Here is a 22,032-nt window from a genome sequence, read left to right as displayed (position 1 = left end):
GGCCGTGGCGTTGCGCCTGTCCATCGGTTTCCTGCTGGCGCTGGTCCTGCCGGTCCAGGCCGGCACGCTGAGGGTGGAGGTGCGTGATGGCGCCGACCGTCCCTTGCCCGAGGCGGTGGTGTTCCTGGAGTCGGCGCAGGCGCGCCGCCAGGTGCGGCCGACCGAGGGCGCCGAGATGGGGCAGGCCGGCAGGCAGTTCGTGCCACAGGTGCTGGTGGTGAGCACCGGCACCGAGGTGAACTTCCCCAACCGCGACACGGTGCGGCACCACGTCTATTCCTTCTCGCCCGTCAAGAAGTTCGAACTCAAGCTCTACATCGGTACGCCGACCAAGCCGGTGCTCTTCGACCAGCCCGGCATCGCGGTGCTGGGCTGCAATATCCATGACCAGATGGTGGGCTGGATCGTGATCGTCGACACACCCTACTTCGGCCGCACGACAGAAAAGGGCCAGCTCGTGCTGGACAAGCTGCCGCCGGGCAGCTACCGCCTGCGCAGCTGGCATGCCGGCCTGCCCGTGGGCGCGCCGGCGCTGGACCAGGCCGTGAGCGTGCCGGCCGAGGGGCAGCTGGACGTGAGCGTGCGCATGACGGGTGTGCGGCCATGAAGTTCGTTTTCAACCGGCGCAGCCTCATCACCCGACTGGTCGGCCTGTCGCTGCTGTTGCTGCTTTTTGTGCAGTTGGCGGGTTTCTTCGTGGTGCGCGACAGCATCGCGCGCAATGCCCGCATGCAGATCGCGCGTGAGTTCGATACCGGTGAAAAAGTCTGGCTGCGCCTGCTGGACCAGAACGCCGAGAAGCTGCGCCAGAGCGCCGCCCTGCTGGCGGCCGATTACGGTTTCCGCTCGGCGGTCAGCTCGGACGATCTGGACACCATCAGCTCGGCCCTGCAGAACCATGGCGAGCGTATCGGTGCGGCCATCACGGCGCTGCTGGACACCGGCTTGCGCGTGCGTGCGGTCAGTGCGGACACGCCCGGCGCCGATCTTTCCGCCATCCTGGCCGGCCTGGCCCCGGCGCTGGCCGAGCCCGCCCAGGGCGGGCGCATCGTGGTGGTGGACGGGCGCCCCTACCAGCTGGTCATGGTGCCCATGCGCGCGCCTCTGGTGGTGGGGTGGGTGCTGATGGGTTTCCCCGTGGGCCCGCCGCTGGCCGAGGAGATGCAGCGCCTGCTCAAGGTGCAGCTGGTGCTGCAGGTGCGCCAGAGCGATGGCAAGCTGGCGGCGCCGGTCAGCACACTGGATCCGCAGGCGCTGGACATGCTCCAGGGCATGAAGGGCGAGGTGCGCGAACTGGAGGCCGACGGTGCGACCCTGCTGGTGCGCGAGATCAAGCTCAATGCCGTGGGGGGCGAGACCCGGGTGCTGCTCTTGCGCTCCATGGACGACGTGGTGGCGCCCTACCGCAATCTGCAGATCCTGCTGGCTGTCATCACCGTGGGCGGTGTGTTGCTGGTGGCCCTGGGCAGCGGCCTGATGGCGCGTCGCCTGGCCACGCCGCTGCGCTCCCTGCTGGTGGCCACGCAGCGGCTTTCACGCGGCGACTACAGCGTGCCACTCGAAGACGTCGAGCGCCAGGACGAGATCGGCAACCTGGCGCGCTCTTTCGACCGCATGCGCCTGGACATCGCCGCGCAGCAGGCCGAGATCCGGCACCTGGCCTACTGGGACCGCTTGACCGGTCTGCCCAACCGGGAGAACTTCCGCGACTCGGTGCAGCAGTCCATCATCCGCAGCGCAGAGGGTGCGGAGCTGGCCATCGTCACCCTGGACCTGGACCGTTTCAAGCACGTCAACGACGTGCTCGGGTATGCCTTCGGCGACCAGCTGCTCAAGACCGTGGCGGGCAAGCTGGCCGATGTGCTGGGCGAGGCCTCAGGCGTGGTGGCGCGTCTGGGCGGCAATGAGTTCGCCCTGCTGCTGGAGCCGGGCAGCCCGGCGCAGGCGCTCGCCATGGCCGCCGCCGTGGCGCGCAGCCTGGAAGTGCCGCTGGCCATCGCCGAGCAGACCGTGGACCTGAGCGCGGGCATCGGCATCGCCTGCTGGCCCGCCGACGCGCAGGATGTCGATACGCTGCTGAGCCGTTCCGAGATCGCCATGTACGTGGCCAAGCGCAAGCTCGAAGGGCCGCTGCGCTACGACCCGGTTTATGACTCGGCCAGCACCCAGACCCTCTCCCTGCTGACCGAGCTGCGCCGCGCGGTGGACCAGGGCGAGCTGCGTCTCTTCCTGCAGCCCAAGGTGAGCCTGGCCGACGGCCACACGCACGCGGCCGAGGCCCTGGTGCGCTGGGAGCACCCGCAGCGCGGCCTGGTGCCGCCCATGCAGTTCATACCCTTTGCCGAACAGACCGGCTACATCCGCCAGCTCACGCTCTGGATGTTCGACGAGACCGCGCGCCTGCTGGCCACGCCGCAGGCCGCGGGCCTGCGCGTTTCGGTCAACCTGTCCACGCGTGACCTGCTGGACCTGGAACTCAGTGCGCGCCTGGGCCGCATGCTGGAGGTGCACGGTGTGCCGGCCGCCGCCTTCTGCCTCGAGATCACCGAAAGCGCCATCATGGACGACCCGCAGCGCGCCGAAGCCATGCTCAACCGCCTGTCCGAGCAGGGATTCAAATTGTCCATCGACGACTTTGGCACAGGCTATTCCTCCCTGGCCTACCTCAAGCGCCTGCCGGTGGACGAGCTCAAGATCGACAAGTCCTTCGTGATGGGCATGGAGAGCGACGAGGGCGACGCCATCATCGTGCGCTCCACCATCGATCTCGCCCACAACCTGGGCCTGAGTGTGGTGGCCGAGGGGGTCGAAAACGCCGCCATCCTGGAGCGTTTGCGCGTGCTGGGCTGCGACGAGGTGCAGGGATATCACCTCAGCCGCCCCATGCCCGCACCGGCCTTCATGGCATGGCTGAGAAAGTAGAATCGGGTCCATGCTGCAGCAACGCACCCTCAAGTCCCTGACCCGTGCCGTGGGCGTGGGCCTGCACAGTGGCCAGCGCGTGGAAATCACGCTGCGCCCGGCGCAGGTCGACACCGGCATCGTGTTCCGGCGCGTGGACCTGCCGCAGCCGGTGGACATCCCGATGTCGGCCATGGCGGTGACCGACACGCGCCTGGCCTCCACCCTGTCCAACGGCGACGCCAAGGTGCACACCGTGGAGCACCTGATGTCGGCCTGCGCCGGTCTGGGGCTGGACAACCTGTACGTGGACATCACGGCCGAAGAGGTGCCCATCCTCGATGGCTCGGCCGCCTCCTTCGTCTTCCTGCTGCAAAGCGCCGGCATCGAGATGCAGAACGCGCCGCGCCGTTTCATCCGTATCACCAGGCCCATCGAGATCCGCGAGGGCCAGGGCCTCAATCAGAAGTGGGCCCGTCTGGACCCCTACCACGGCTACAAGCTCAGCTTCGAGATCGACTTCGACCACCCGGCCGTGGACTCGACCGGCCAGCGGGTCGAGTTCGACATGAGTGTGCACAACTACTCGCGTGACATCGCGCGCGCGCGCACCTTCGGCTTCACCAAGGACGTGGAGATGATGCGCGCCAACGGCCTGGCCCTGGGTGGCGGTCTCGACAACGCCATCGTGATGGACGACTACAAGGTGCTCAATGCCGGTGGCCTGCGCTACGACGACGAGTTCGTCAAGCACAAGATCCTCGACGCCATGGGCGATCTCTACATCCTGGGCAAGCCCCTGCTGGCGGCCTACAGCGCCTTCCGTTCGGGCCACGCGCTCAACAACAAGCTGCTGCGCGAACTGCTGCAGCGAACCGATGCCTGGGAAACCGTGACTTTCGACAACGAGAAGCTCGCGCCCAAGGGTTTCGCACAACCAGCGCGCGCCTGGTGAGTGTCAGGGTCTTGCGATGCTGCTGTTTCGCTGGCTCATCTTCCTCACGCTGATCGGCGCCGCTGTCTGCTTCGCCTTCTACGCCGGCACCGGTCAGGCGCGTTACAAACGCTGGGGTCTGGTCACGCTGAAGTGGACGCTGATCGCCGCCTTCGGCTTCTTCGCCGTCCTGATCCTGCAGCGCATCGCCTGAGGCCGGCCGTCAGGAGCCGCGTTTGCGGACTGCGGCGAAGGGATCGGGCCCCCCACCCTTCTTCGGTGTCTCGTCGTGTGTCTTGACGGCATCGAGCTCGTTGAAGGCGGAGGGCATCTGGCTGTCCTGGAAAGCCACCGAGTCCTCCCACATGGCCCAGTCGGACTCCTGGTTGCCCTCGCTCACTTCAGGCAGGGGCGGTGGCACGGGCGGGGTGCCCGCGCGTGCCGGCGAAGGGGTGGGTGCTGCTGGCCAGGGCTTGGCGGCCGCGACCGCCCGGGCCGGTGTGGCCGGGGGCTTGGGAGCGGACTTGAAGAATTTCAGCATGCGACCGTCCTGGGTGCTGTACGCTTTGCGATGACCACAATTTAGCCTGCGTGACGATTTGTGACAAGCTGGCGGCGCCTTGGGCCGTGAAGGATTGCCATGAAACCCCGTTTTCTGCCGATTTTCGTGTGCCTCCTGCTGGCGTCTGGCGTTCTTTCAGCCCAGGACGGGGGGCTACGCGAGCGTTTTCATGAGCGCCGGCAAGCGCGCGCCGCGGGTGAGGCCCAGGCGTCATCGACGCCGGATGCCGTGATCACCGCGCCCGGCGACTACCGCTACAGCCTGTCGCACGGGGGGCGCACGCGCCTGTACCGTGTGCACGTGCCGCCCGGCTACCGCAGCGACACCCCGGCGCCCCTGCTGGTCTCGCTGCATGGCGGGGGCGGCAGCATGGACTACATGGCCAGGGACGAGAACTATGGCCAGCTCAGCCATGCGGCGCGCGAAGGCCAGGTGCTGGTCTTCCCCAACGGCATCAGCCGCTTTCGCAATGGCATGTTCGCAACCTGGAATGCCGGGGACTGCTGCGGCGCGGCGCGCGACGAGGTGGTGGACGATGTCGGTTTCATCCGCGTCGTGATCGAGCGCGTCATGCGCCAGCTCAACATCGACCGCCAGCGCGTCTACGCGACCGGCATGTCCAACGGCGCCATGATGGCCTATCGCCTGGCCTGCGAGATGCCCGACGTGGTCCGCGCCGTTGCGGCCGTGGCCGGGACCGACAACACGCGCAACTGCGCGCCGGCGCAGCCGGTCTCGGTGCTGCACATCCACGCGCGCAATGACGGGCACGTGCTCTACGAGGGCGGCGCCGGCCCGCAATCGGTGGACAAGGCGCAGGTGACGGACTACCGCTCGGTGCCGGCCACCGTGGCGCGCTGGGTGGCGTTCAATGGCTGCCAGCCTACGCCGCAGCGCGTGCTGGACCGGGCCGGCGCCTGGTGCGAGGTCTACGCGCCCTGCCGCGAAGGTGCGCAGGTGCAGCTCTGCGTGACGGACAGCGGCGGCCACTCCTGGCCAGGGGCCGTGAAGACGCGCGGGGAGCCGGCCTCGCGGGCGCTCTCGGCCAACGAGACGATGCGGGCTTTTTTCACACAGGTGAAGCCGAGGTAAAGACGGGGCTGACTCGCTTGTGCGCCCGGGCGAAACCCGCACAATCGATGCCATGAGCCCAGGACAGCATCTCCATCAGCTGGTCCGGTCGAGCTGGCGCGTCATGGCCACCGACCTGGCCTTGTTCCGGCGTTTTCCGCGACTGGTCCTGGCCGCGCTGGCCATCGCCCTGGTGCCGGCGGCGTATGCGCTGATCTACCTGTCCAGCGTGTGGGATCCGAATGCCAAGACCAGCACCCTGCCGGTGGGGATCGTCAACCTCGACCAGGGCTCGGTGCACCAGGGGCGCACCAGCAATGTCGGCGCCGAACTCGCGCAGGAGCTGATGCGCTCGGGGGAGTTCGGTTTTCGTGCCATGGACAACGCCGATGGTGCGCGCCAGGGCGTGCGGCTGGGCCGCCTGGCGTTTGCCGTCATCATCCCGCCGGACTTCAGCGCCAGCGCGCTGCCCGGCACGCTTCCCGGTGGCGGCAAGGTGGTGGTGGTCCTGTCCGAGGGCAACAACTACGCGGCGGCGGGTATCGCACGGCGCTTCGCCGCCGAACTTGGCCACCAGGTCAATGAGGCCCTGAATGAAAAACGCTGGGAACAGGTGCTGCTTTCGGCCGACGGCTCGGGCAAGAGCCTGGACATGCTGCGCGCCGGCATGGCCCAGCTGCGTACCGGGGCCAGGACCTATGGCGAGGGCATGGTGCGCTACAACGGCCTGGCGGCCCAGCTGGCGGCGGGTCTCCGACAGGTGGGGGCCAGCACACGCAGCATGGAGCCGCGCCTGCCCGGCGAGGCGGAGCTCAAGGCCCTGCGCAACGGGACGCAGCGCCTGGCGCAACGCCAGCGCGAAATGGGCGCCGGGCTGGAGCAGTTGCAGCTCGGCGCGGGCCGCCTGACAGCCGGCGCCACGCAACTGCAGGAAGAAACGGCCGGCCTGCCCTTCGTGGGCGAAAAGATCGCGCAGAGCGCAGGTGAACTGGCGGGGGGTGGCAAGCAGCTCAGCGAAGGCCTGGGTGTGGCACTGGACGCCAACGCGCGGATGGCGCGTGGCGCCACCCGGATCGAGGAAGGCACGGCCCGCCTGACCGAAGGCATGGGCCTGCTGGCCGACAATCTGCGCGCACTGGCCGTGCAACTGCCGGAAGACGCCCGGCTGGAGACCTTCACGCGCAGCGGTGACGAGCTGGTGCGTGCTGCGCACAAGCTGCGCAGCGGCATCGAGCTGGTCGAATCGGCCCTGCCGGCCAGCGTGGGCAAGCTCGACGGCAGCGCGCGGGGCCTGGCCGACTCGGTGGAGCCGGTGCTGGAGGTGCTGGCCCCCGTGCCCAACAACGGCAGCGCCTTTGCCCCCAATATGATCGCCATGGCCCTGTGGCTGGGGGCGGTGATGTCGGTCTACCTTTTTAATATGCAGAGGCTCAGCGAGGAACACGCCCAGGCTCCGGCGCTGGCCAAGAGCCTGGGGCGTTACGCCGTGCCGGCCCTGCTGGTGCTGCTGCAGACCCTGCTGACCGTGCTGGTGCTGTGTTTCGGCCTGGGGGTGGTGGTGTCCGATCCCTTCAGCTTCAGCCTGATCATGCTGGCGGCCGGCCAGGCCTTTCTGGCCCTGGTGCTGCTGCTCCTGCGCGCTTTTGGTGAAGTGGGCAAGCTCATCGTCATTCTGCTGCTGACCCTGCAGCTGGCGGCCGGTGGCGGTGTGATGCCGATTGAATTGACGGCCGATTTCTTCCAGGCCGTGCACGACTGGCTGCCCTTCACCTGGGTCATCAAGGCCTTGCGTGCCAGCCTGTTCGGCGCCTATGACAGCGGCTGGCTGCTGGTCTGGCTGGATGTCGTCCTCATCGGCCTGGGCGCGCTGCTGCTCAGCAGTCTGGTCCGTCCCTGGAAGACGGTGCCTGCACGGGATTACCGGGCGGCCGTCGAAGTCTGAGATGCGGCTGTTTCAGCGGCTGCGTCCGTCACGGTAGCTGCCGCCGGCCTTGCGTGGGGGCCCCGCAGCCTTGGCGATCTGCGCCAGCGCGGCGCCGGCATGGGCCTGCGTGATGGCGATGCCCAGGGCGTCGGCCGCATCCGGCCCCGGCAGGCCGGGCAGCTTGAGCAGGCGCCTGACCATCTCCTGCACCTGGGCCTTTTGCGCACGGCCATGGCCCACCACGGCCTGCTTCATCTGCAACGCCGTGTACTCGGCCACCGGCAGGTCGGCGGTGACCAGGGCCGTGACGCAGGCGCCGCGCGCCTGGCCCAGCAGCAGGGTGGACTGCGGATTCACGTTGACGAAGACGATTTCCACCGCGGCCGATTGCGGCTGGTAGCGCGCCACCACCTCGTGGATGCCATCGAACAGCACTTTCAGTCGCGCCGGCAGCGCCCCCTGGGCCAGGTGCATGGTGCTGATGGTGCCGCTGGCCACGTAGGACAGCTGGTGGCCGGCGGCATCGATCACGCCGAAACCGGTGGTGCGCAGGCCGGGGTCGATGCCGATGATTCTCACGGCAGCTCGGCGCGCCAGAGGCGACCGCTGATGACGCCGGCGCGATCGGCCAGGTAGGAGGAGTGGGGCAGCTTCTCGTAGTAGCGGGGACGCGGCAGCATGACGGCCAGGCGCGCGGCCTCGCCGGCAGTGAGACGCGCCGCCGGCTTGCGGAAATAGTGCTGGGCGGCGGCCTCGGCGCCGAAGACACCCTCGCCCCACTCGACGTGATTGAGGTAGAGCTCAAGGATGCGTTGTTTGCTCAGCAGCCTCTCCAGCAGGAAGGCCAGCGCGAACTCCTGGCCCTTGCGCAGCAGGGTGCGCTCCCCCGAAAGCAGCAGGTTCTTGGCCAACTGCTGGGTGATGGTGGAGCCGCCGACGATCTTGGGCGGGCGCACGGCACGCGCACCGTTGGCCGCCAGCTTGGTGACCCGTTCCTCGGCGGCCAGGTTCTTCTGCCAGGCTTTTTCCATCGCGTCCCAGTCCACGCCCTCATGCCAGGCGAAGCTGTCGTCTTCCGAAGCGATGACGGCGCGTTTGAGGTGATCTGAAATCTGGTCGTAATCGACCCACTGCTGGCGCCAGCGCAACGGGTCCTTCTCCTGCAGGAGACGCCAGGCTTCGGAGCGCTCGAAGGTGGTGGACTGCGGATGGGTCACCGCCATGAGCGCGATGCGCGCGACGAAAAAGAGTTGCAGCGCCAGCAGGGCAAGCAGCAGCAGGGCGAACCAGCGCAGCAGGGCTTTCATATCAGCCTAGAAGCGGCAGTTGGACGCGCCCGAGTGGGTCGTCATGGGGTGGGATGGGAAGGCGCGACGACGCAGCCGGCCAGTGCCCGCAAGGAGGAGCAACGCGCCCAGCACGCCCCAGGGCGGCTCCATCGGGTGCGTAGCGCTTTGAGCCAACAGGTGAGCGTCTTCGTGGCGAGAAAAATCAATGCTCATGGGTTATTCCTGCGGAAAGTAAGCGGTCGACTGCTGTTTCTAGGCTCGGTCGTCAGGGCGCGCTGATGCGCGTTTCCAGGGTTTCGTTGCGCGAGAACTTGAAACGCGAAACCACCACGATCTGGTCGGCCTCCTTGCGCATGCTCCGGGTGAAGCGGCCGAAGGGCGCTGCGGCTCGGGCGATGGCCTCGGCGCGGCGGTCCAGCACACGGTTGCCCGAGCTCTCGGCGATTTCGGTGGAGACCACCAGGCCCTGGCGGTCCACGGTCACCACCATGGTCAGTTCACCATAGAGTTTTCTGCCGCCCGAGGCGGGGAAGTTTTCCGTGCCCTTGTCCTCGATGGCGCGGCGCAGGCGGTCGTAGTAGATGGCATAGGCCTCCTCGCGTGTGGAGGGGCCGATGTAGCGCTTGCGCGGCTTCTGGCTGTCCTGCTTGATGCGGCGCTCGATCTCGGCCAGCTGCCTGAGCAGCAGGCGGCGCTTTTCTTCCTGCGCAGCCTGATCGGGACTGAGCCTGGCCTGTTTGGGGTCGGGCAGGGGCAGGGCGGCGAGCTGCTGACGCACCTGGGCCAGCAGCATGGTCTGCTGCTTCTGCAACTGTTGCACCCTCTTGCGGGATTCTTCTTCCAGCGTGTCGCCGCTGTCGGAGATCTGGGTCGAGGGCAGGGGGCTGGTGGCGCGGCCACGTTCGGCTTCGCCGCCGCCGGCCAGGCTGGCCTGAGCGATGGCCCGGGCCTTGTCCGGGCGGCTGGTGCCGCGCGCATTGACCAGGATGACTTCCAGCGGCGTGTCGCGGAAGGCACGCTCGATCGCCTCGGGATCGACGAAACGCACGGTCAGCAGCACCGCATGCACGGCAACCGAGATGCCGAGGGCGTATTCGAGAGTGCTGAACCTGCGCAGTTTCACGAGGTTAAGGGCCTGCTCACACTGATTTCTCAAATGCGAACGGGGTTGAAACAGCGCCAATCTAGGCGCGCGACGACGCCCAGGCTGGCCGCCCGGGCTAGGAGTGCAACAACGATTGGCGCTGTTTTAACCACGTTCCCTACGGGTTGCGGCCAAAAAAGCCATGCGGGGTGTTGCGCGGACTGTGGCCGGGGGATTACCCCGGCGGCGTCCACGCGCCTATCGCATGACTTTTTTGATCCGCAACGCATCTTGAGAAATCAGTGTGAGCAGGCCCTAATTATCTCCGCCCGCCGCCTCGGCAGGTTCGTTGACGTCGACCGCGATGGCAATGGGGCCGGCGGCCAGGGCTTCGCCATCTTCCGCATCGTCTTCTTCCACGGGTGCTGCGTCGGCATCGAGCCGCTCCAGCACCGTGCCGCTGACGTCCAGCGCCACCTCGTCGATGGCGCCCAGCCGCACGCGCACGCGCGCGCCGCGCGGCAGGCCCTGGGCGCCCAGCACCGGCAGCACCAGGGGCAGGGTGTCGGCGCGCGCCAGGTTGTCCTTGAACACCGTGGCTTCGAGTTCCGTGATGCCCCGCTGCTGCAGGTATTTGAGTGTCCAGTAGCGTTCGATGGTGGCCTGGTAGCCGTTGTACTCGCTGTAGGCGGCATCGAAACCCGAGATGATGGCAAAGAGCTCGGCATCCTTGGGTTTGAAGGGGGCCGCCAGCGCGGCCGTGCGGCCATGGCGTGCGCAGGCGATGATCTGCCACTGGTTCACGAGGTCGGTGTAACGGCGCAGGGGCGAGGTGCTCCAGGCGTAACTTTTCACACCGATGCCCGCGTGCGGCAGGGCCTTGGTGCCCATGCGTACTTTCACACCCGGCGCCAGGCTGGCCTGGCTGCGGTAGATGCCCGGCACGCCGAGTTCGGCCAGCCATTGGCCCCAGCTGCTGTTGGCCAGGATCATGGCTTCGGCCACCATCAGGTCCAGCGGGGCGCCGCGGCTGCGCGTGCCGATCCGAACCTCTTCGTTGCCGGCCGGTTCGGCGCCGTCGTTGCCCACGAGCTTGAAGGTGTAGTCGGGCCGGTTGAAGGTCTCGGGTTTGCCGCGTACGACTTCACGCTGGGCTTTCAGGTGCCGGGCCAGGCGGAACAGGAAGGCCAGCTCGGTGCGCAGGGTCGGAGTGAGCGGCGCGGGTTCAGCTTGTGCATGGGCGAAAGCCGGGTCCGTCAGCCACCCGGCCGTCACCACGTGGTCCAGCTTGTCATGCCGCAGGTTGTGCGCGATGGGCACACGCTCCAGCTTGGTCTCGTGGCCCAGCCGTTCCAGCGTGTCCTCCTTGAAGGCCACGTAGAGCGAGACGGCGGGGCAGGCGCGCCCTTCCTGCAGGGTGTAGCGCTGCACCACCTCGTCGGGCAGCATGGTGAGCTTGTAGCCCGGCATGTAGACCGTGGACAGACGCGCGCGGCTCACGTTGTCGATCGCATCGCCGCGCTGCACGGCCAGGCCCGGGGCGGCGATGTGGATGCCGACCGTGACCGTGCCCGTGCCCAGGCCCTGCACCGAAAGCGCGTCGTCGATCTCGGTGGTGGCCGAATCGTCGATGGAGTAGGCCTGTGCCGTGGCCACGGGCAGGTCGTCCTTGATCTCGGGCGCGTTCAGCGCCGGGAAACCATGACCCTTGGGGAAGTTCTCGAACAGGAAACGACGCCAGTGGAACTGGTAGGGCGAATCGATGGCGCCGGCTTTTTGCAGCAGGTCCAGCGGCGCCAGGTGGGTGGCGCGCGAGGCCTCGACCACGGCCTTGTACTCCGGGGCGTTCTTGTCGGGTTTGAACAGGATCTTGTAGAGCTGCTCGCGGATGGGCTGCGGGCACAGGCCCTGGCCCAGGGCCTGTGCCCACTCGGTGATCTGGATCTGCAGCAGGCGCTTTTTCTCGATGGCGGCCAGGGCCTGCTGGATGATCTCGGCCGGGGCCTTCTTGTAACGGCCCTTGCCGGCACGGCGGAAGTAGTGCGGCGCCTCGTGCAGGCGCAGCAGGGTGCCGGCCTGCTGCGGCAGCGTGGGCGGGTCCTGGAAGTAGACGGCGGCCAGCTCGGTAAAACTGAAATCGTCTTCGGGGGCGAACTCCCAGGCCAGGTCCAGCTCGATGGACTCGCTCAGGGCCTGGGCCGCGCCCAGCAGATCGGCGGGAGCGGGTTTCTCGAACTTGAGCAGGACGTTGGCGGTTTTCACCTTGATCCGCTTGCCGGATTCCAGCTCCACCTGGAGCGAAGCCTCGGCCTCGGACAGAATGCGCCCGGCGAGGAATTTGCCGGCTTCATCGAACAATGCAAACATAACCTGGATTGTCCCATGCCGACCGTGAACGCTTGGTTCCCTCAGGCACCCAGATCGAGGAAGGCCAGCACCTCGTCGAGATAAGCCGCAAACTCGCTGATCGCGTGGTCGCTGCCTTCGAGCAGGCGCCCGTGCGCGCCCGGGTAGTGGGCGCTCATTTCCCGCCAGTCCAGCACCTCGTCGCCCTTGGCGATCAGGGCGTAATAACGGTCGGGGCGCGTGATGGCGGATACGGCCAGGGCACGCAGTTCGTCGACGTAGTCGGCCCTGAACTCGAAGCTCTCCTGCGGCTCGTGCCAGTTCGGGTGCACGCCCACCTGGGTCGCCAGGTCGCGGGCCGCAAACACGGCCGGGTTGAGCAGCACGGCAGGGCAGCCCGTCTGCTCGGCGATCCAGGTCGCGTAATAACCGCCCAGTGAGGAACCCATGACGGCCATGCGCGCGTGGGGCCAGGCCGCAATGCCCCGCATCACCTCGTCCATGGCCTGATGTGGCGAGGGCGGCAGCTGTGGACACCAGAGTGTGACGCCCGGGTGCTGCTGTGCGACACGCTCTTGCACCAGTTGTGCTTTCGTCGAACGGGGCGAGGAGCGGAAACCGTGCAGATAGAGAAGGTGGGTGGTGGGCATGGGGCGCTGTGAATAAGTCACGAGAGATCGTAAAGGGAAGGACGCCTCCCATGTTCATGGGAGGCGTCGGCGTGGGCAGGGGGGGGTGTAGCGGCTATGCTCTGACCGTACGTACTGAGAGTGAAGAGATCGGCGGACTATGCAAGTGTGGCGTGTACTGGTGGTGGAAGACGATGCGCAGATGCGGGATTTTTTCGCCGCCAGCGTCTCGCGCTGCGCGGGTCTGCAGCTGGTGGGGGCCGTGGGCTCGGTGGCCGAGGCGCGGGCCTGGCTGGACAACGATGCCAATATGGTCGATGTGCTGCTGACCGATCTGGGCCTGCCTGACGGCAGCGGGCTGGAGGTCATACGCCACGCCACGCGCCTGCATCCGCGCTGCGAGCCGCTGGTGATCTCCCTCTTTGGTGACGAAGACAATGTGCTGGCCAGCATCGAAGCCGGCGCCCTGGGTTATATCCACAAGGACTCCGCGCCGGACGACATCGCGCAGACCATTCTGGAGATGAAGGACGGGGCCTCGCCCATCTCGCCCATGATCGCGCGCAAGGTGCTGTCCAAGTACGCCAGCCGCGCGCGTCCGGGCGAGGCTGCGGCCGCGCCGGAACCGGTGGCGCCCAAACCCTCGGCCGAGGGCCCGTTGCTGTCGCCGCGAGAGCACGAGGTGCTGATGTTGATCGCGCGTGGTTTCTCCTATGCCGAGATCGCGCGCCTGCAGTCGGTCAGCGTGCACACGGTGCAGACCCACATCAAGAACCTGTACTCCAAGCTGTCCGTGCATTCCAAGAACGAGGCGGTCTTCGAGGCTTCGCGTCTGGGCCTGCTGCCACCGAGGGTCTGAGGCATGGGGATGTTGCGCGCCTTGGGGCTGTCACTGCTGCTGTGGGGTCTGCTGCCCCTGGCTCAGGCGGAGTTGCTGGAGTTGCGTCGCGCACACGTGAGCACCGTGGTCGATGGCGACATGGTGGAGCGAGAAGCCAGTCTGCCCTACAACTGGGACCGCCAGCACGGTGGGCAGCCCGGGGTCGCCGTGTTTGAAATCCCCCTGCTGCTGCCCCAATTGCCGGCCGAGCCTTATGCGGTGTATTTCTCGCGCCTGGGTAACCGCGCCGAAATCTGGCTCAACGGCGTGCTGCTCTCGCGTTTCGGTGACCTGGACCGTTCCAACCGTGAAGACTATGCCAAGGCCCCGCAGTACGTGCTGATCCCGGCCCAGCTGCTGCAGCGCGACAACCTGTTCCGCATCATCGTGCACGCGGACGGCGGACGGCGCGGCGGGCTCTCCAGCATGCTGGTGGGCCCTGAGGTCGAGGTGCGCGAGCATTACCACCTGATCTACCGCTGGCTGGTCAATGGTTCCATTGCGGTGTCTGTCTTCAGCCTGATGGTGGGCGTCATTGCGTTGCTGCTCTGGGTGACACAGGTCGAGTCCGCACCGGGTGGGCAGCCTCGGCGCGTGGGCTTGTATCTGAGCGCCGGCGTGGCCGAGATGTGCTGGATGCTGCGCCTGTCCGACACGGCCCTGACCGACCCGCCGCTGGCCTGGCCGGGCTGGGGCGTGCTGCAGGCCCTGGCCTATGCCGGCTGGTTCTGCGGCTCCGCCCTGTTCTGCCACTATGTGGCGGGCTGGCATCGGCACGCCTCCATGCGCTGGGTGCGTGCCGTGGTGTGGGCCTTGATGCTGACGGCGGCACCGGCCGCCTGGCTGGCCTATACCCGGCACAGCGACGTGTACCTGACCGGCTGGTACGGCTTTGCCACCTTTCTCTTCATCGGTTATGCCGCGGTCTATTTCTGGGGCTCGGTGCGCAAGCCGACCACCGAGCACGTGCTGGTGGCTACCGCCGGCGTGTTCAATGTGCTGGTGGGTTTCCGCGACTGGATCGTGATCCGTGCCGGCAGCAACTTTGCCGAGATCTCCTGGATGCGCTATTCCTCGGTGCTGTTCGGACTGGCGCTGGGATACATCGTGATCACGCGCTTTCGCGAAGCCAGCACCCAGGCGCGTGACCTGATGGACAACATGGCGGCCAAGGTCCGGGAGAAGGAGCAGGCGCTGGCCAGCAGCTACCGGCAACTCGAACAGCTGGCGCGCGAGCAGGAGCGCGCGGCCGAGCGCACGCGCATCCTGCGCGACATGCACGACGGCGTGGGCTCGCACATCAGCGCGGCCATCCGCCAGCTGCAGTCGGGCAAGGCGACCGACGAGGATCTGTTGCAGACCCTGCGTGATTCGCTGGACCAGCTCAAGCTGTCCATCGACGCCATGAACCTGCCCCCGGGGGATCTCACCACCCTGCTGGCCAATCTGCGTTACCGGCTCGAGCCGCGTTTCAAGGCCTCGGACATCGCCCTGGCCTGGGAGGTGGACCTGCTGCCGCCGCTGGCGCGCCTGGACGGCAAGGCCATGCGCCAGCTGCAGTTCATGGTCTTCGAGGCCCTGTCGAATGTGCTGCAGCACGCCCAGGCCAGCGAGCTGCGCATCGAGCTGCGCGCCTGTCCCGATGGGGGCGCCCGGCTGCGTGTGATCGACAACGGCCGCGGTTTTTCCCCCGAGCAGGTGCAGCGCAAGGGCCTGGCCTCGCTGCGCGAACGCGCCGCCGCCATCGGGGTGGTGCTGGAGGTCAGCAGCGAGCCGGGTCGCACGGTGGTGGAAATCCTGATCGTTTAGGGCCTCCGGTCCGTTCCCCCTCAATGGCGGGATAATGCGCGCCATGCCGGTCATCTTTGAACGCCCCACCCTGTTGCAGCGTGTTTTGCCCTGGTTCCAGGGTTTCGACGGGCCTCTGGCTTTTGTCGTCTTCATGCTGGCCGGTGTCGGCTTGCTGACCATGTACTCCTCAGGCTACGACCACGGCACGCGTTTCATCGACCACGGCCGCAATATGCTGATCGCCGGCGCCATCATGTTCATCGTGGCCCAGGTGCCGCCCCAGCGGCTCATGAGTTTTGCCGTGCCCCTGTATGTGCTGGGCGTGACCCTGCTGATCGCCGTGGCGATCTTCGGCATCACCAAGAAGGGCGCCAAACGCTGGATCAACGTGGGCGTGGTGATCCAGCCCAGCGAGATTCTCAAGATCGCCGTGCCGCTGATGCTGGCGTGGTGGTTCCAGAAGCGCGAGGGCCAGCTGCGGCCGCTGGACTTCCTGGTGGCCGGCATCCTGCTGCTGGTGCCGATCGGCCTGATCGTCAAGCAGCCGGACCTGGGCACCGCCCTGCTGGTGCTGGCCGCCGGTATCTCTGTGATCTTCTTCGCCGGCCTGAGCTGGAAACTGATCGTGCCCCCGGTGTTGCTGGGGCTGCTCGCCGTGCTGCTGCTGATCGTCTTCGAATCCGATCTGTGCGCTTCGGGGGTGCGCTGGCCCTTGCTGCACGACTACCAGCAGCAGCGCATCTGCACCCTGCTCGACCCCTGGCGCGACCCGCTGGGCAAGGGCTTCCACATCATCCAGGGCATGATCGCCATCGGCTCGGGCGGCGTGCTGGGCAAGGGGTTCATGCAGGGAACGCAGACCCACCTGGAGTTCATTCCCGAGCGCACCACCGATTTCATCTTCGCCGCCTACTCCGAGGAATTCGGCCTGCTGGGCAATCTGATCCTGCTGGGGGCTTTTCTCTTCCTGGTGCTGCGCAGCCTGGCCATCGCGCTGGAGGCGCCCACGCTGTTCGCGCGCCTGCTGGCCGGCGCCATCACCACCATCTTCTTCACCTACGCCTTCGTCAACATGGGCATGGTCAGCGGCATCCTGCCCGTGGTGGGTGTTCCCCTGCCTTTCATCAGCTACGGCGGCACCGCCATGGTGACCCTGGGCCTGGGGCTGGGCATGCTGATGTCCATCGCCAAGTCCAAGCGCCTGATCCAGTCATGAGCGCCGCCCGGCCGCCAGCAGGCGCTCGCACCGCAGTGCACAGCACGGAGGTATTTCAGTGACGCCGCTGCCGGCGCCCTACCCTGTGGCCCTGGTGGGCGTCGGCAATATGGGCGGCGCCATGGCGGCGCGTCTGCTGGCCCAGGGCTGGCCGGTGCGGGTGCACGACATCGATTCCCGGAAACATGCGGCGCTGCTTTCCGCTGGCGCCACGACCCATGCCAGCCCGGCGCAGGCCGCCTTGGGCTGCGCGGCGGTGATGGTCTGCGTGGTCGACGCCGCGCAGTGCGAGCAGGTGCTGTTCGGTCCTCAGGGCCTGGCCGGGGCCATGCCACCGGGCAGCATGGTGATGCTGTGCCCGACCATTGCCCCGCAAGACACCGAAGCCCTGGCCGGGCGCCTGGCCCGGCATGGCATCGAAGTGCTGGACGCGCCCATGTCGGGTGGCCCGGCCCGGGCGCGCGACGGCAGCATGAGCCTGATGCTGGCGGGCCCCGACGAGCTGGTGGCGCGTTTCGAGGCCCTGCTGGCGGCGCTGTCCTCGCGCATCTTCCGCATCAGCGCACGGGTGGGCGACGGCGCGCGCACCAAGCTGGTCAACAACCTGGCCGCCGGCATCAACCTGGTGGGGGCCGCCGAGGTGCTGGCCATGGCGCGCGCCATGGGGCTGGACCTGGGGCGCACGCTGGACGTGATCGAGCAGTCCAGTGGCCAGAGCTGGATAGGCTCGGACCGCATGCGCCGGGCCATCATCGGCGACGTTGCGCCGCGCGCCCACATGACCCTGCTGGAGAAGGACACGCGCCTGGCCGTGCAGGCTGCGCAGGCGGCGGGGTTCAGCGGCCCGCTGGGCGCCGCGGCGGCCCGGGTTTTTGCCCGGGCCAGCGCGGCCGGTCTGGCCGATCTGGACGATGCCGCCCTGCTGCGCTGGCTGGAAGACCAAACCTAGCCCCTGGGCAGCAACGGACAAGGGCCCGTCCTACAATGGGCCCATGATTTCACGCGAACCCACCCTCGAACGCCTGGCGATCGCCCGCGAACTCCTGCTGACACCCTTCGGTCTGGACGAGTCGCACCTGCTGCGCGCCCTGTCCGAGATCCGCGCGCACAAGGTGGACGACGCCGACCTTTACTTCCAGTACACACGCAGCGAGGGCTGGAGCCTGGAGGAAGGCATCGTCAAGACCGGTTCCTTTTCCATCGACCAGGGCGTGGGCGTGCGCGCCGTCAGCGGCGAGAAGACCGCTTTCGCTTACTCCGATGACATTTCCGAGGCATCCCTGCTCGACGCGGCCCGGACCGTGCGCACCATCGCCAACGCCGGCCAGTCGGCCCGCGTGAAGGCGGCGGCGCAGAAGATTGCCGGTTCGCGCTCGCTCTACCCGGGCACGGACCCCATCGCCACCCTGGACAGCTCGGCCAAGGTGGCCCTGCTGGAAAAGGTGGAGAAACTGGCGCGTGCCAAGGACCCGCGCGTGGCGCAGGTCATGGCCGGTCTGGCTGGTGAATACGACGTGGTGCTGGTGGCCCGCGCCGACGGCACGTTGGCCGCCGATGTGCGCCCCCTGGTGCGCCTCTCCGTGACGGTGATCGCCGAGCAGAGCGGCCGGCGCGAGATGGGTTCTTCGGGCGGGGGCGGCCGTTTCGGCCTGGCCTATTTCGACGAGGCCATGATCCATCAGTACGTGAACGAGGCGGTCAACGCGGCGCTGACCAACCTCGAGTCGCGTCCCGCTCCGGCCGGTGACATGACCGTGGTGCTGGGCCCGGGCTGGCCTGGCGTGCTGCTGCACGAGGCCATCGGCCATGGCCTGGAGGGGGACTTCAACCGCAAGGGCTCCAGCGCCTTTGCCGGGCGCATCGGCCAGCGGGTGGCGGCCAAGGGCGTGACCGTGCTGGACGACGGCACCATTGCCGACCGCCGTGGTTCGCTCAACGTGGACGACGAAGGCAACCCGACCCAGCGCAATGTGCTGATCGAGGACGGCATCCTCAAGGGCTATATCCAGGATTCCCTGAACGCGCGCCTGATGAAGACCGGTCCCACCGGCAATGGCCGGCGTGAGAGTTACGCCCACATTCCCATGCCGCGCATGACCAACACCTATATGCTGGGTGGTGACAGGGCGCCCGAGGAGATCGTGGCCAGCATCGAACGCGGCCTGTACGCGCCCAACTTCGGCGGTGGCCAGGTGGACATCACCTCGGGCAAGTTCGTGTTCTCGGCCAGTGAGGCCTACTGGGTCGAGAACGGCAAGATCCTGTACCCGGTCAAGGGCGCCACCCTGGTGGGCAATGGCCCCGATGCCCTGACCCGCGTCACCATGATCGGCAACGACATGAAGCTCGACAGCGGCGTGGGCACCTGCGGCAAGGAAGGCCAGAGCGTGCCGGTCGGCGTGGGCCAGCCCACCCTGCGCATCGACGGCCTCACGGTCGGCGGCACGGCTTGAAGGCCGGGCGCGGTTCGCCCCCTTATTTTCTGTGCTATATTGAATCCATGGTTTCGACCCGTTCCTACTTTTTTAGCTACTTTTGGTTCTCACACGCCGCCGGCGAGAGAGAGTTCTGAACGTACCCAGTAGAAACGTCCCGAATTCCAAAAACCGCCGGCCCCGCCGGCGGTTTTTTTTTGCCCGATACACCCATTCAAAACCAACGTTAGGAGTGACACGATGACTGCCCAAACCCCCGCGACCGGCGCCGACGCCTGGTATGCGCATCCCGGTGACAAGACCAGTCGCACCGACGATCAACGCATCAAGGACATCACCGTGTTGCCCCCGCCCGAACACCTCATCCGTTTCTTTCCCATCAGCGGCACGCCCGTGGAGAGCCTGATCTCCCACACGCGCCACACCATTCACAACATCATGGCCGGCAAGGACGACCGCCTGCTGGTCATCATCGGGCCCTGCTCCATCCATGACCCGGCCGCCGCCGTGGAATACGCCCGCCGGCTCAAGACGGAGCGCGAGAAATACAAGGACACGCTGGAGATCGTGATGCGCGTGTACTTCGAGAAGCCGCGCACCACCGTGGGCTGGAAGGGCCTGATCAACGACCCCTACCTCGACGAGAGCTACCGCATCGACGAGGGCCTGCGCATTGCGCGCCAGCTGCTGATCGAGATCAACCGCCTGGGCCTGCCGGCCGGCAGCGAGTTCCTGGACGTGATCTCCCCGCAGTACATCGGCGACCTGATCGCCTGGGGCGCCATCGGCGCGCGCACGACCGAAAGCCAGGTGCACCGCGAGCTGGCCTCGGGTCTGTCCGCACCCATCGGCTTCAAGAACGGCACCGACGGCAACATCCGCATCGCCACCGACGCCATCCAGGCGGCGGCGCGCGGCCACCACTTCCTGTCGGTGCACAAGAACGGCAAGGTCGCCATCGTGCAGACCAACGGCAACAGGGACTGCCACGTCATCCTGCGCGGTGGCAAGACGCCGAACTACGACGCGGCCAGCGTGGCTGCGTCCTGCAAGGAGCTGGAGGCCGCCAAGCTGCCCGCCACGCTGATGGTGGACTGCAGCCACGCCAACAGCAGCAAGCAGCACGAGAAGCAGCTCGATGTGGCGCGTGACATCGGCGGCCAGATCTCGGGCGGTTCACGCAGCATCTTTGGTGTGATGGTGGAAAGCCATCTGAATGCCGGCGCGCAGAAGTTCACGCCGGGCAAGGACGATGCGAGCAAGCTCGAGTACGGCATGAGCATCACCGACGCCTGCCTGGGCTGGGACGATTCCATCCAGGCCCTGCAGGTCTTGTCGGACGCGGTCAAGGCACGGCGCTCGCGCTGATTGCCCTCACCCCAGCCCTCTCCCGGCGGGAGAGGGAGTGAACACCCCGAGTCATGCCCCCCCCCGATTGACCCCCTCTCCCCCTGGGAGAGGGCTGGGGTGAGGGCCGGCGCTCTGCGTCAGCCTGCCTGCAGGGCTTCCAGCAATTTGCCGTGCACGCCACCGAAGCCGCCGTTGCTCATGCACAGCAGGTGGTCGCCCGGGCGGGCCGCGGTGACCACCAGTCTTACCAGTTCATCGATGCTGTCGGCCACCTGCGCGCGCGCATTCATGGGGGCCAGGGCCTCGCGCGCGTCCCAGCCCAGCCCGCCGCTGTGGCAGAAGGCCAGGTCGGCGTCTTCCAGGCTCCAGGGCAGCTGGGCCTTCATGGTCCCCAGTTTCATGGTGTTGCTGCGCGGCTCGAAGACGGCCAGGATGCGGGCCGTCTTGCCGACCTTGCGGCGCAGGCCGTCCACCGTGGTACGGATGGCCGTGGGGTGGTGGGCAAAGTCGTCGTAGACGGTGATGCCGCGCGCCGTGCCGCGCACTTCCATGCGTCGCTTGACGTTCTGGAATTCCGCCAGCGCATGTGCTGCGACCGCAGGTGACACGCCCACGTGTTCGGCCGCGGCGATGGCCGCCAGCGCGTTGAGCTGGTTGTGCACGCCCGTTAGACTCCACTGCACGCGGGCCACGGTTTTTCCTTGCTGCAGCACCTCGAAGTCATGAGGCTCACCGCGCGCGCTGAAATCGCTGACCGCCGCGCCGAAGCTGCGCTGCTCGCTCCAGCAGCCGGTGTGCAGCACGCGCGCCAGGCTTTCCTCCAGCCCGTTGACCACGACCCGGCCCGTGCCAGGCACGGTGCGCACCAGGTGGTGGAACTGGCGCTCGATGGCGGCCAGGTCGTCGAAGATGTCGGCGTGGTCGAACTCCAGGTTGTTCAGGATGGCCGTTCGCGGCCGGTAGTGCACGAACTTGCTGCGCTTGTCGAAGAAGGCGGTGTCGTATTCGTCGGCCTCGATCACGAAGAGCGGACGGCTTTGGGCGGGGGCTTGCGCCGCCGGGCCGCCCCAAGGCGCAAGGGCCCCCTCGGGGGGCAGCGAACCACGCGCAGCGGGGAGCGTGGGGGCCACAGTTCCCAGGCGGGCAGAGATGCCGAAGTTCATCGGCACGCCGCCCACCAGGAAGCCGGGCTGCTTGCCCGCAGCCTCCAGGATCCAGGCCAGCATGGAGGTGGTGGTGGTCTTGCCGTGCGTGCCGGCCACGGCCAGCACGTGGCGGCCCTGCAGCACGTGCTCGGCCAGCCACTGCGGGCCGCTGGTGTAGGCCGCGCCGGCTTCGAGGATGGCTTCCATCAGCGGGAACTTCGGGCTGCCGTCGGTGGCGCGTGCGCGGCTCACCACATTGCCGATCACGTACATATCGGGCTTCAAGGCCGTCTGGTCGGCGCCGAAACCCTCGATCAGATCGATGCCCAGTGCGCGCAGCTGCTCGCTCATGGGCGGGTAGACGCCGGCGTCGCAACCGGTGACCTTGTGACCCGCTTCACGGGCGAGGGCGGCCAGTCCCCCCATGAAGGTGCCGCAGATGCCGAGGATATGGATATGCATCGGTCGATTCTAG

General features: G+C 67.4%; 19 protein-coding genes. 12 read left to right on the top strand and 7 right to left on the bottom strand.

Annotated elements, in window-relative coordinates; all coding sequences use genetic code 11:
* The first annotated feature begins 4 nt into the window (after nucleotides 1-4).
* The 4 genes from ACYVH8_RS06440 to ACYVH8_RS06425 are packed head-to-tail and all read left to right on the top strand — an operon-like array spanning nucleotide 5 to nucleotide 4,049.
* Nucleotides 5-607 carry a methylamine utilization protein gene (locus ACYVH8_RS06440; protein WP_460488054.1) on the top strand — a complete coding sequence of 201 codons (603 nt, stop codon included), beginning with the start codon at nucleotides 5-7 and terminating at the stop codon, nucleotides 605-607.
* The gene (locus tag ACYVH8_RS06435; RefSeq protein WP_460488053.1) at nucleotides 604-2,922 is read left to right on the top strand and encodes a putative bifunctional diguanylate cyclase/phosphodiesterase; all 2,319 of its coding nucleotides are present in this window, start codon (nucleotides 604-606) and stop codon (nucleotides 2,920-2,922) included. Before ACYVH8_RS06440 ends, ACYVH8_RS06435 begins: the two co-directional genes overlap by 4 nt.
* Before the next feature lie 10 nt (nucleotides 2,923-2,932).
* The gene (gene lpxC / locus ACYVH8_RS06430; protein ID WP_460488052.1) at nucleotides 2,933-3,856 is read left to right on the top strand and encodes a UDP-3-O-acyl-N-acetylglucosamine deacetylase; all 924 of its coding nucleotides are present in this window, start codon (nucleotides 2,933-2,935) and stop codon (nucleotides 3,854-3,856) included.
* Between the two features lie 16 nt (nucleotides 3,857-3,872).
* On the top strand, nucleotides 3,873-4,049 hold the full coding sequence (locus ACYVH8_RS06425) for a hypothetical protein (protein WP_460488051.1): 177 nt from the start codon (nucleotides 3,873-3,875) through the stop codon (nucleotides 4,047-4,049).
* A 9-nt stretch (nucleotides 4,050-4,058) separates the two neighbouring features.
* Here the strand turns inward: ACYVH8_RS06425 and ACYVH8_RS06420 are convergent, their stop codons facing one another.
* Entirely contained in the window at nucleotides 4,059-4,376 is a 318-nt protein-coding gene (locus tag ACYVH8_RS06420) for a hypothetical protein (protein WP_460488050.1), read from the bottom strand.
* A 99-nt stretch (nucleotides 4,377-4,475) separates the two neighbouring features.
* On the opposite strand from ACYVH8_RS06420, the gene ACYVH8_RS06415 reads away from it, so the two are divergent.
* Together ACYVH8_RS06415 and ACYVH8_RS06410 are read left to right on the top strand one after the other, a co-directional pair.
* Nucleotides 4,476-5,489 (top strand): extracellular catalytic domain type 1 short-chain-length polyhydroxyalkanoate depolymerase, encoded by a 1,014-nt coding sequence (locus ACYVH8_RS06415; protein WP_460488049.1) that lies wholly within the window; start codon nucleotides 4,476-4,478, stop codon nucleotides 5,487-5,489.
* Nucleotides 5,490-5,541: 52 nt separating this feature from the next.
* On the top strand, nucleotides 5,542-7,410 hold the full coding sequence (locus tag ACYVH8_RS06410; RefSeq protein WP_460488048.1) for a YhgE/Pip family protein: 1,869 nt from the start codon (nucleotides 5,542-5,544) through the stop codon (nucleotides 7,408-7,410).
* A 12-nt stretch (nucleotides 7,411-7,422) separates the two neighbouring features.
* Here the strand turns inward: ACYVH8_RS06410 and ruvC are convergent, their stop codons facing one another.
* The 5 genes from ruvC to ACYVH8_RS06385 all read right to left on the bottom strand — a co-directional run bounded on the left by ruvC (nucleotide 7,423) and on the right by ACYVH8_RS06385 (nucleotide 12,761).
* Nucleotides 7,423-7,971 (bottom strand): crossover junction endodeoxyribonuclease RuvC, encoded by a 549-nt coding sequence (ruvC, locus tag ACYVH8_RS06405; RefSeq protein WP_460488047.1) that lies wholly within the window; start codon nucleotides 7,969-7,971, stop codon nucleotides 7,423-7,425.
* Nucleotides 7,968-8,699 carry a monofunctional biosynthetic peptidoglycan transglycosylase gene (mtgA, locus tag ACYVH8_RS06400; protein WP_460488046.1) on the bottom strand — a complete coding sequence of 244 codons (732 nt, stop codon included), beginning with the start codon at nucleotides 8,697-8,699 and terminating at the stop codon, nucleotides 7,968-7,970. The genes ruvC and mtgA overlap by 4 nt, the downstream gene beginning before the upstream one ends.
* 247 nt (nucleotides 8,700-8,946) lie before the next feature.
* On the bottom strand, nucleotides 8,947-9,804 hold the full coding sequence (locus ACYVH8_RS06395) for an energy transducer TonB (protein WP_460488045.1): 858 nt from the start codon (nucleotides 9,802-9,804) through the stop codon (nucleotides 8,947-8,949).
* Nucleotides 9,805-10,080: 276 nt separating this feature from the next.
* Complete coding sequence (locus tag ACYVH8_RS06390) at nucleotides 10,081-12,132, bottom strand: ribonuclease catalytic domain-containing protein (protein ID WP_460488044.1); 2,052 nt, start codon at nucleotides 12,130-12,132, stop codon at nucleotides 10,081-10,083.
* Nucleotides 12,133-12,173: 41 nt separating this feature from the next.
* On the bottom strand, nucleotides 12,174-12,761 hold the full coding sequence (locus tag ACYVH8_RS06385; RefSeq protein WP_460488043.1) for a YqiA/YcfP family alpha/beta fold hydrolase: 588 nt from the start codon (nucleotides 12,759-12,761) through the stop codon (nucleotides 12,174-12,176).
* 139 nt (nucleotides 12,762-12,900) lie between these two features.
* Between ACYVH8_RS06385 and ACYVH8_RS06380 the strand changes: the two genes are divergently transcribed.
* From ACYVH8_RS06380 to ACYVH8_RS06355, 6 genes are all read left to right on the top strand, one after another.
* The gene (locus ACYVH8_RS06380) at nucleotides 12,901-13,599 is read left to right on the top strand and encodes a response regulator (protein ID WP_460488042.1); all 699 of its coding nucleotides are present in this window, start codon (nucleotides 12,901-12,903) and stop codon (nucleotides 13,597-13,599) included.
* Nucleotides 13,600-13,602: 3 nt separating this feature from the next.
* A complete protein-coding gene (locus tag ACYVH8_RS06375) occupies nucleotides 13,603-15,429 on the top strand; it encodes a sensor histidine kinase (RefSeq protein WP_460488041.1) in 1,827 nt (608 codons plus the stop codon).
* Nucleotides 15,430-15,472: 43 nt separating this feature from the next.
* On the top strand, nucleotides 15,473-16,627 hold the full coding sequence (rodA, locus tag ACYVH8_RS06370; protein ID WP_460488040.1) for a rod shape-determining protein RodA: 1,155 nt from the start codon (nucleotides 15,473-15,475) through the stop codon (nucleotides 16,625-16,627).
* A 58-nt stretch (nucleotides 16,628-16,685) separates the two neighbouring features.
* A complete protein-coding gene (locus ACYVH8_RS06365) occupies nucleotides 16,686-17,576 on the top strand; it encodes an NAD(P)-dependent oxidoreductase (RefSeq protein ID WP_460488039.1) in 891 nt (296 codons plus the stop codon).
* 43 nt (nucleotides 17,577-17,619) lie between these two features.
* Nucleotides 17,620-19,080, top strand: coding sequence for a metalloprotease TldD (gene tldD / locus ACYVH8_RS06360; RefSeq protein WP_460488038.1), 1,461 nt, complete (start codon nucleotides 17,620-17,622; stop codon nucleotides 19,078-19,080).
* Nucleotides 19,081-19,302: 222 nt separating this feature from the next.
* Nucleotides 19,303-20,430 (top strand): 3-deoxy-7-phosphoheptulonate synthase, encoded by a 1,128-nt coding sequence (locus ACYVH8_RS06355; RefSeq protein ID WP_460488037.1) that lies wholly within the window; start codon nucleotides 19,303-19,305, stop codon nucleotides 20,428-20,430.
* Nucleotides 20,431-20,549: 119 nt separating this feature from the next.
* On the opposite strand, the gene mpl is transcribed toward ACYVH8_RS06355, so the two are convergent.
* Nucleotides 20,550-22,019 carry a UDP-N-acetylmuramate:L-alanyl-gamma-D-glutamyl-meso-diaminopimelate ligase gene (gene mpl, locus ACYVH8_RS06350; RefSeq protein ID WP_460488036.1) on the bottom strand — a complete coding sequence of 490 codons (1,470 nt, stop codon included), beginning with the start codon at nucleotides 22,017-22,019 and terminating at the stop codon, nucleotides 20,550-20,552.
* Between the last annotated feature and the right edge of the window lie 13 nt (nucleotides 22,020-22,032).

It is taken from the genome of Curvibacter fontanus (genome assembly GCF_054780335.1).
The sequence above is the reverse complement of the archived record's forward strand: the minus strand, read 5'-3'. Positions and strand labels throughout refer to the sequence as shown.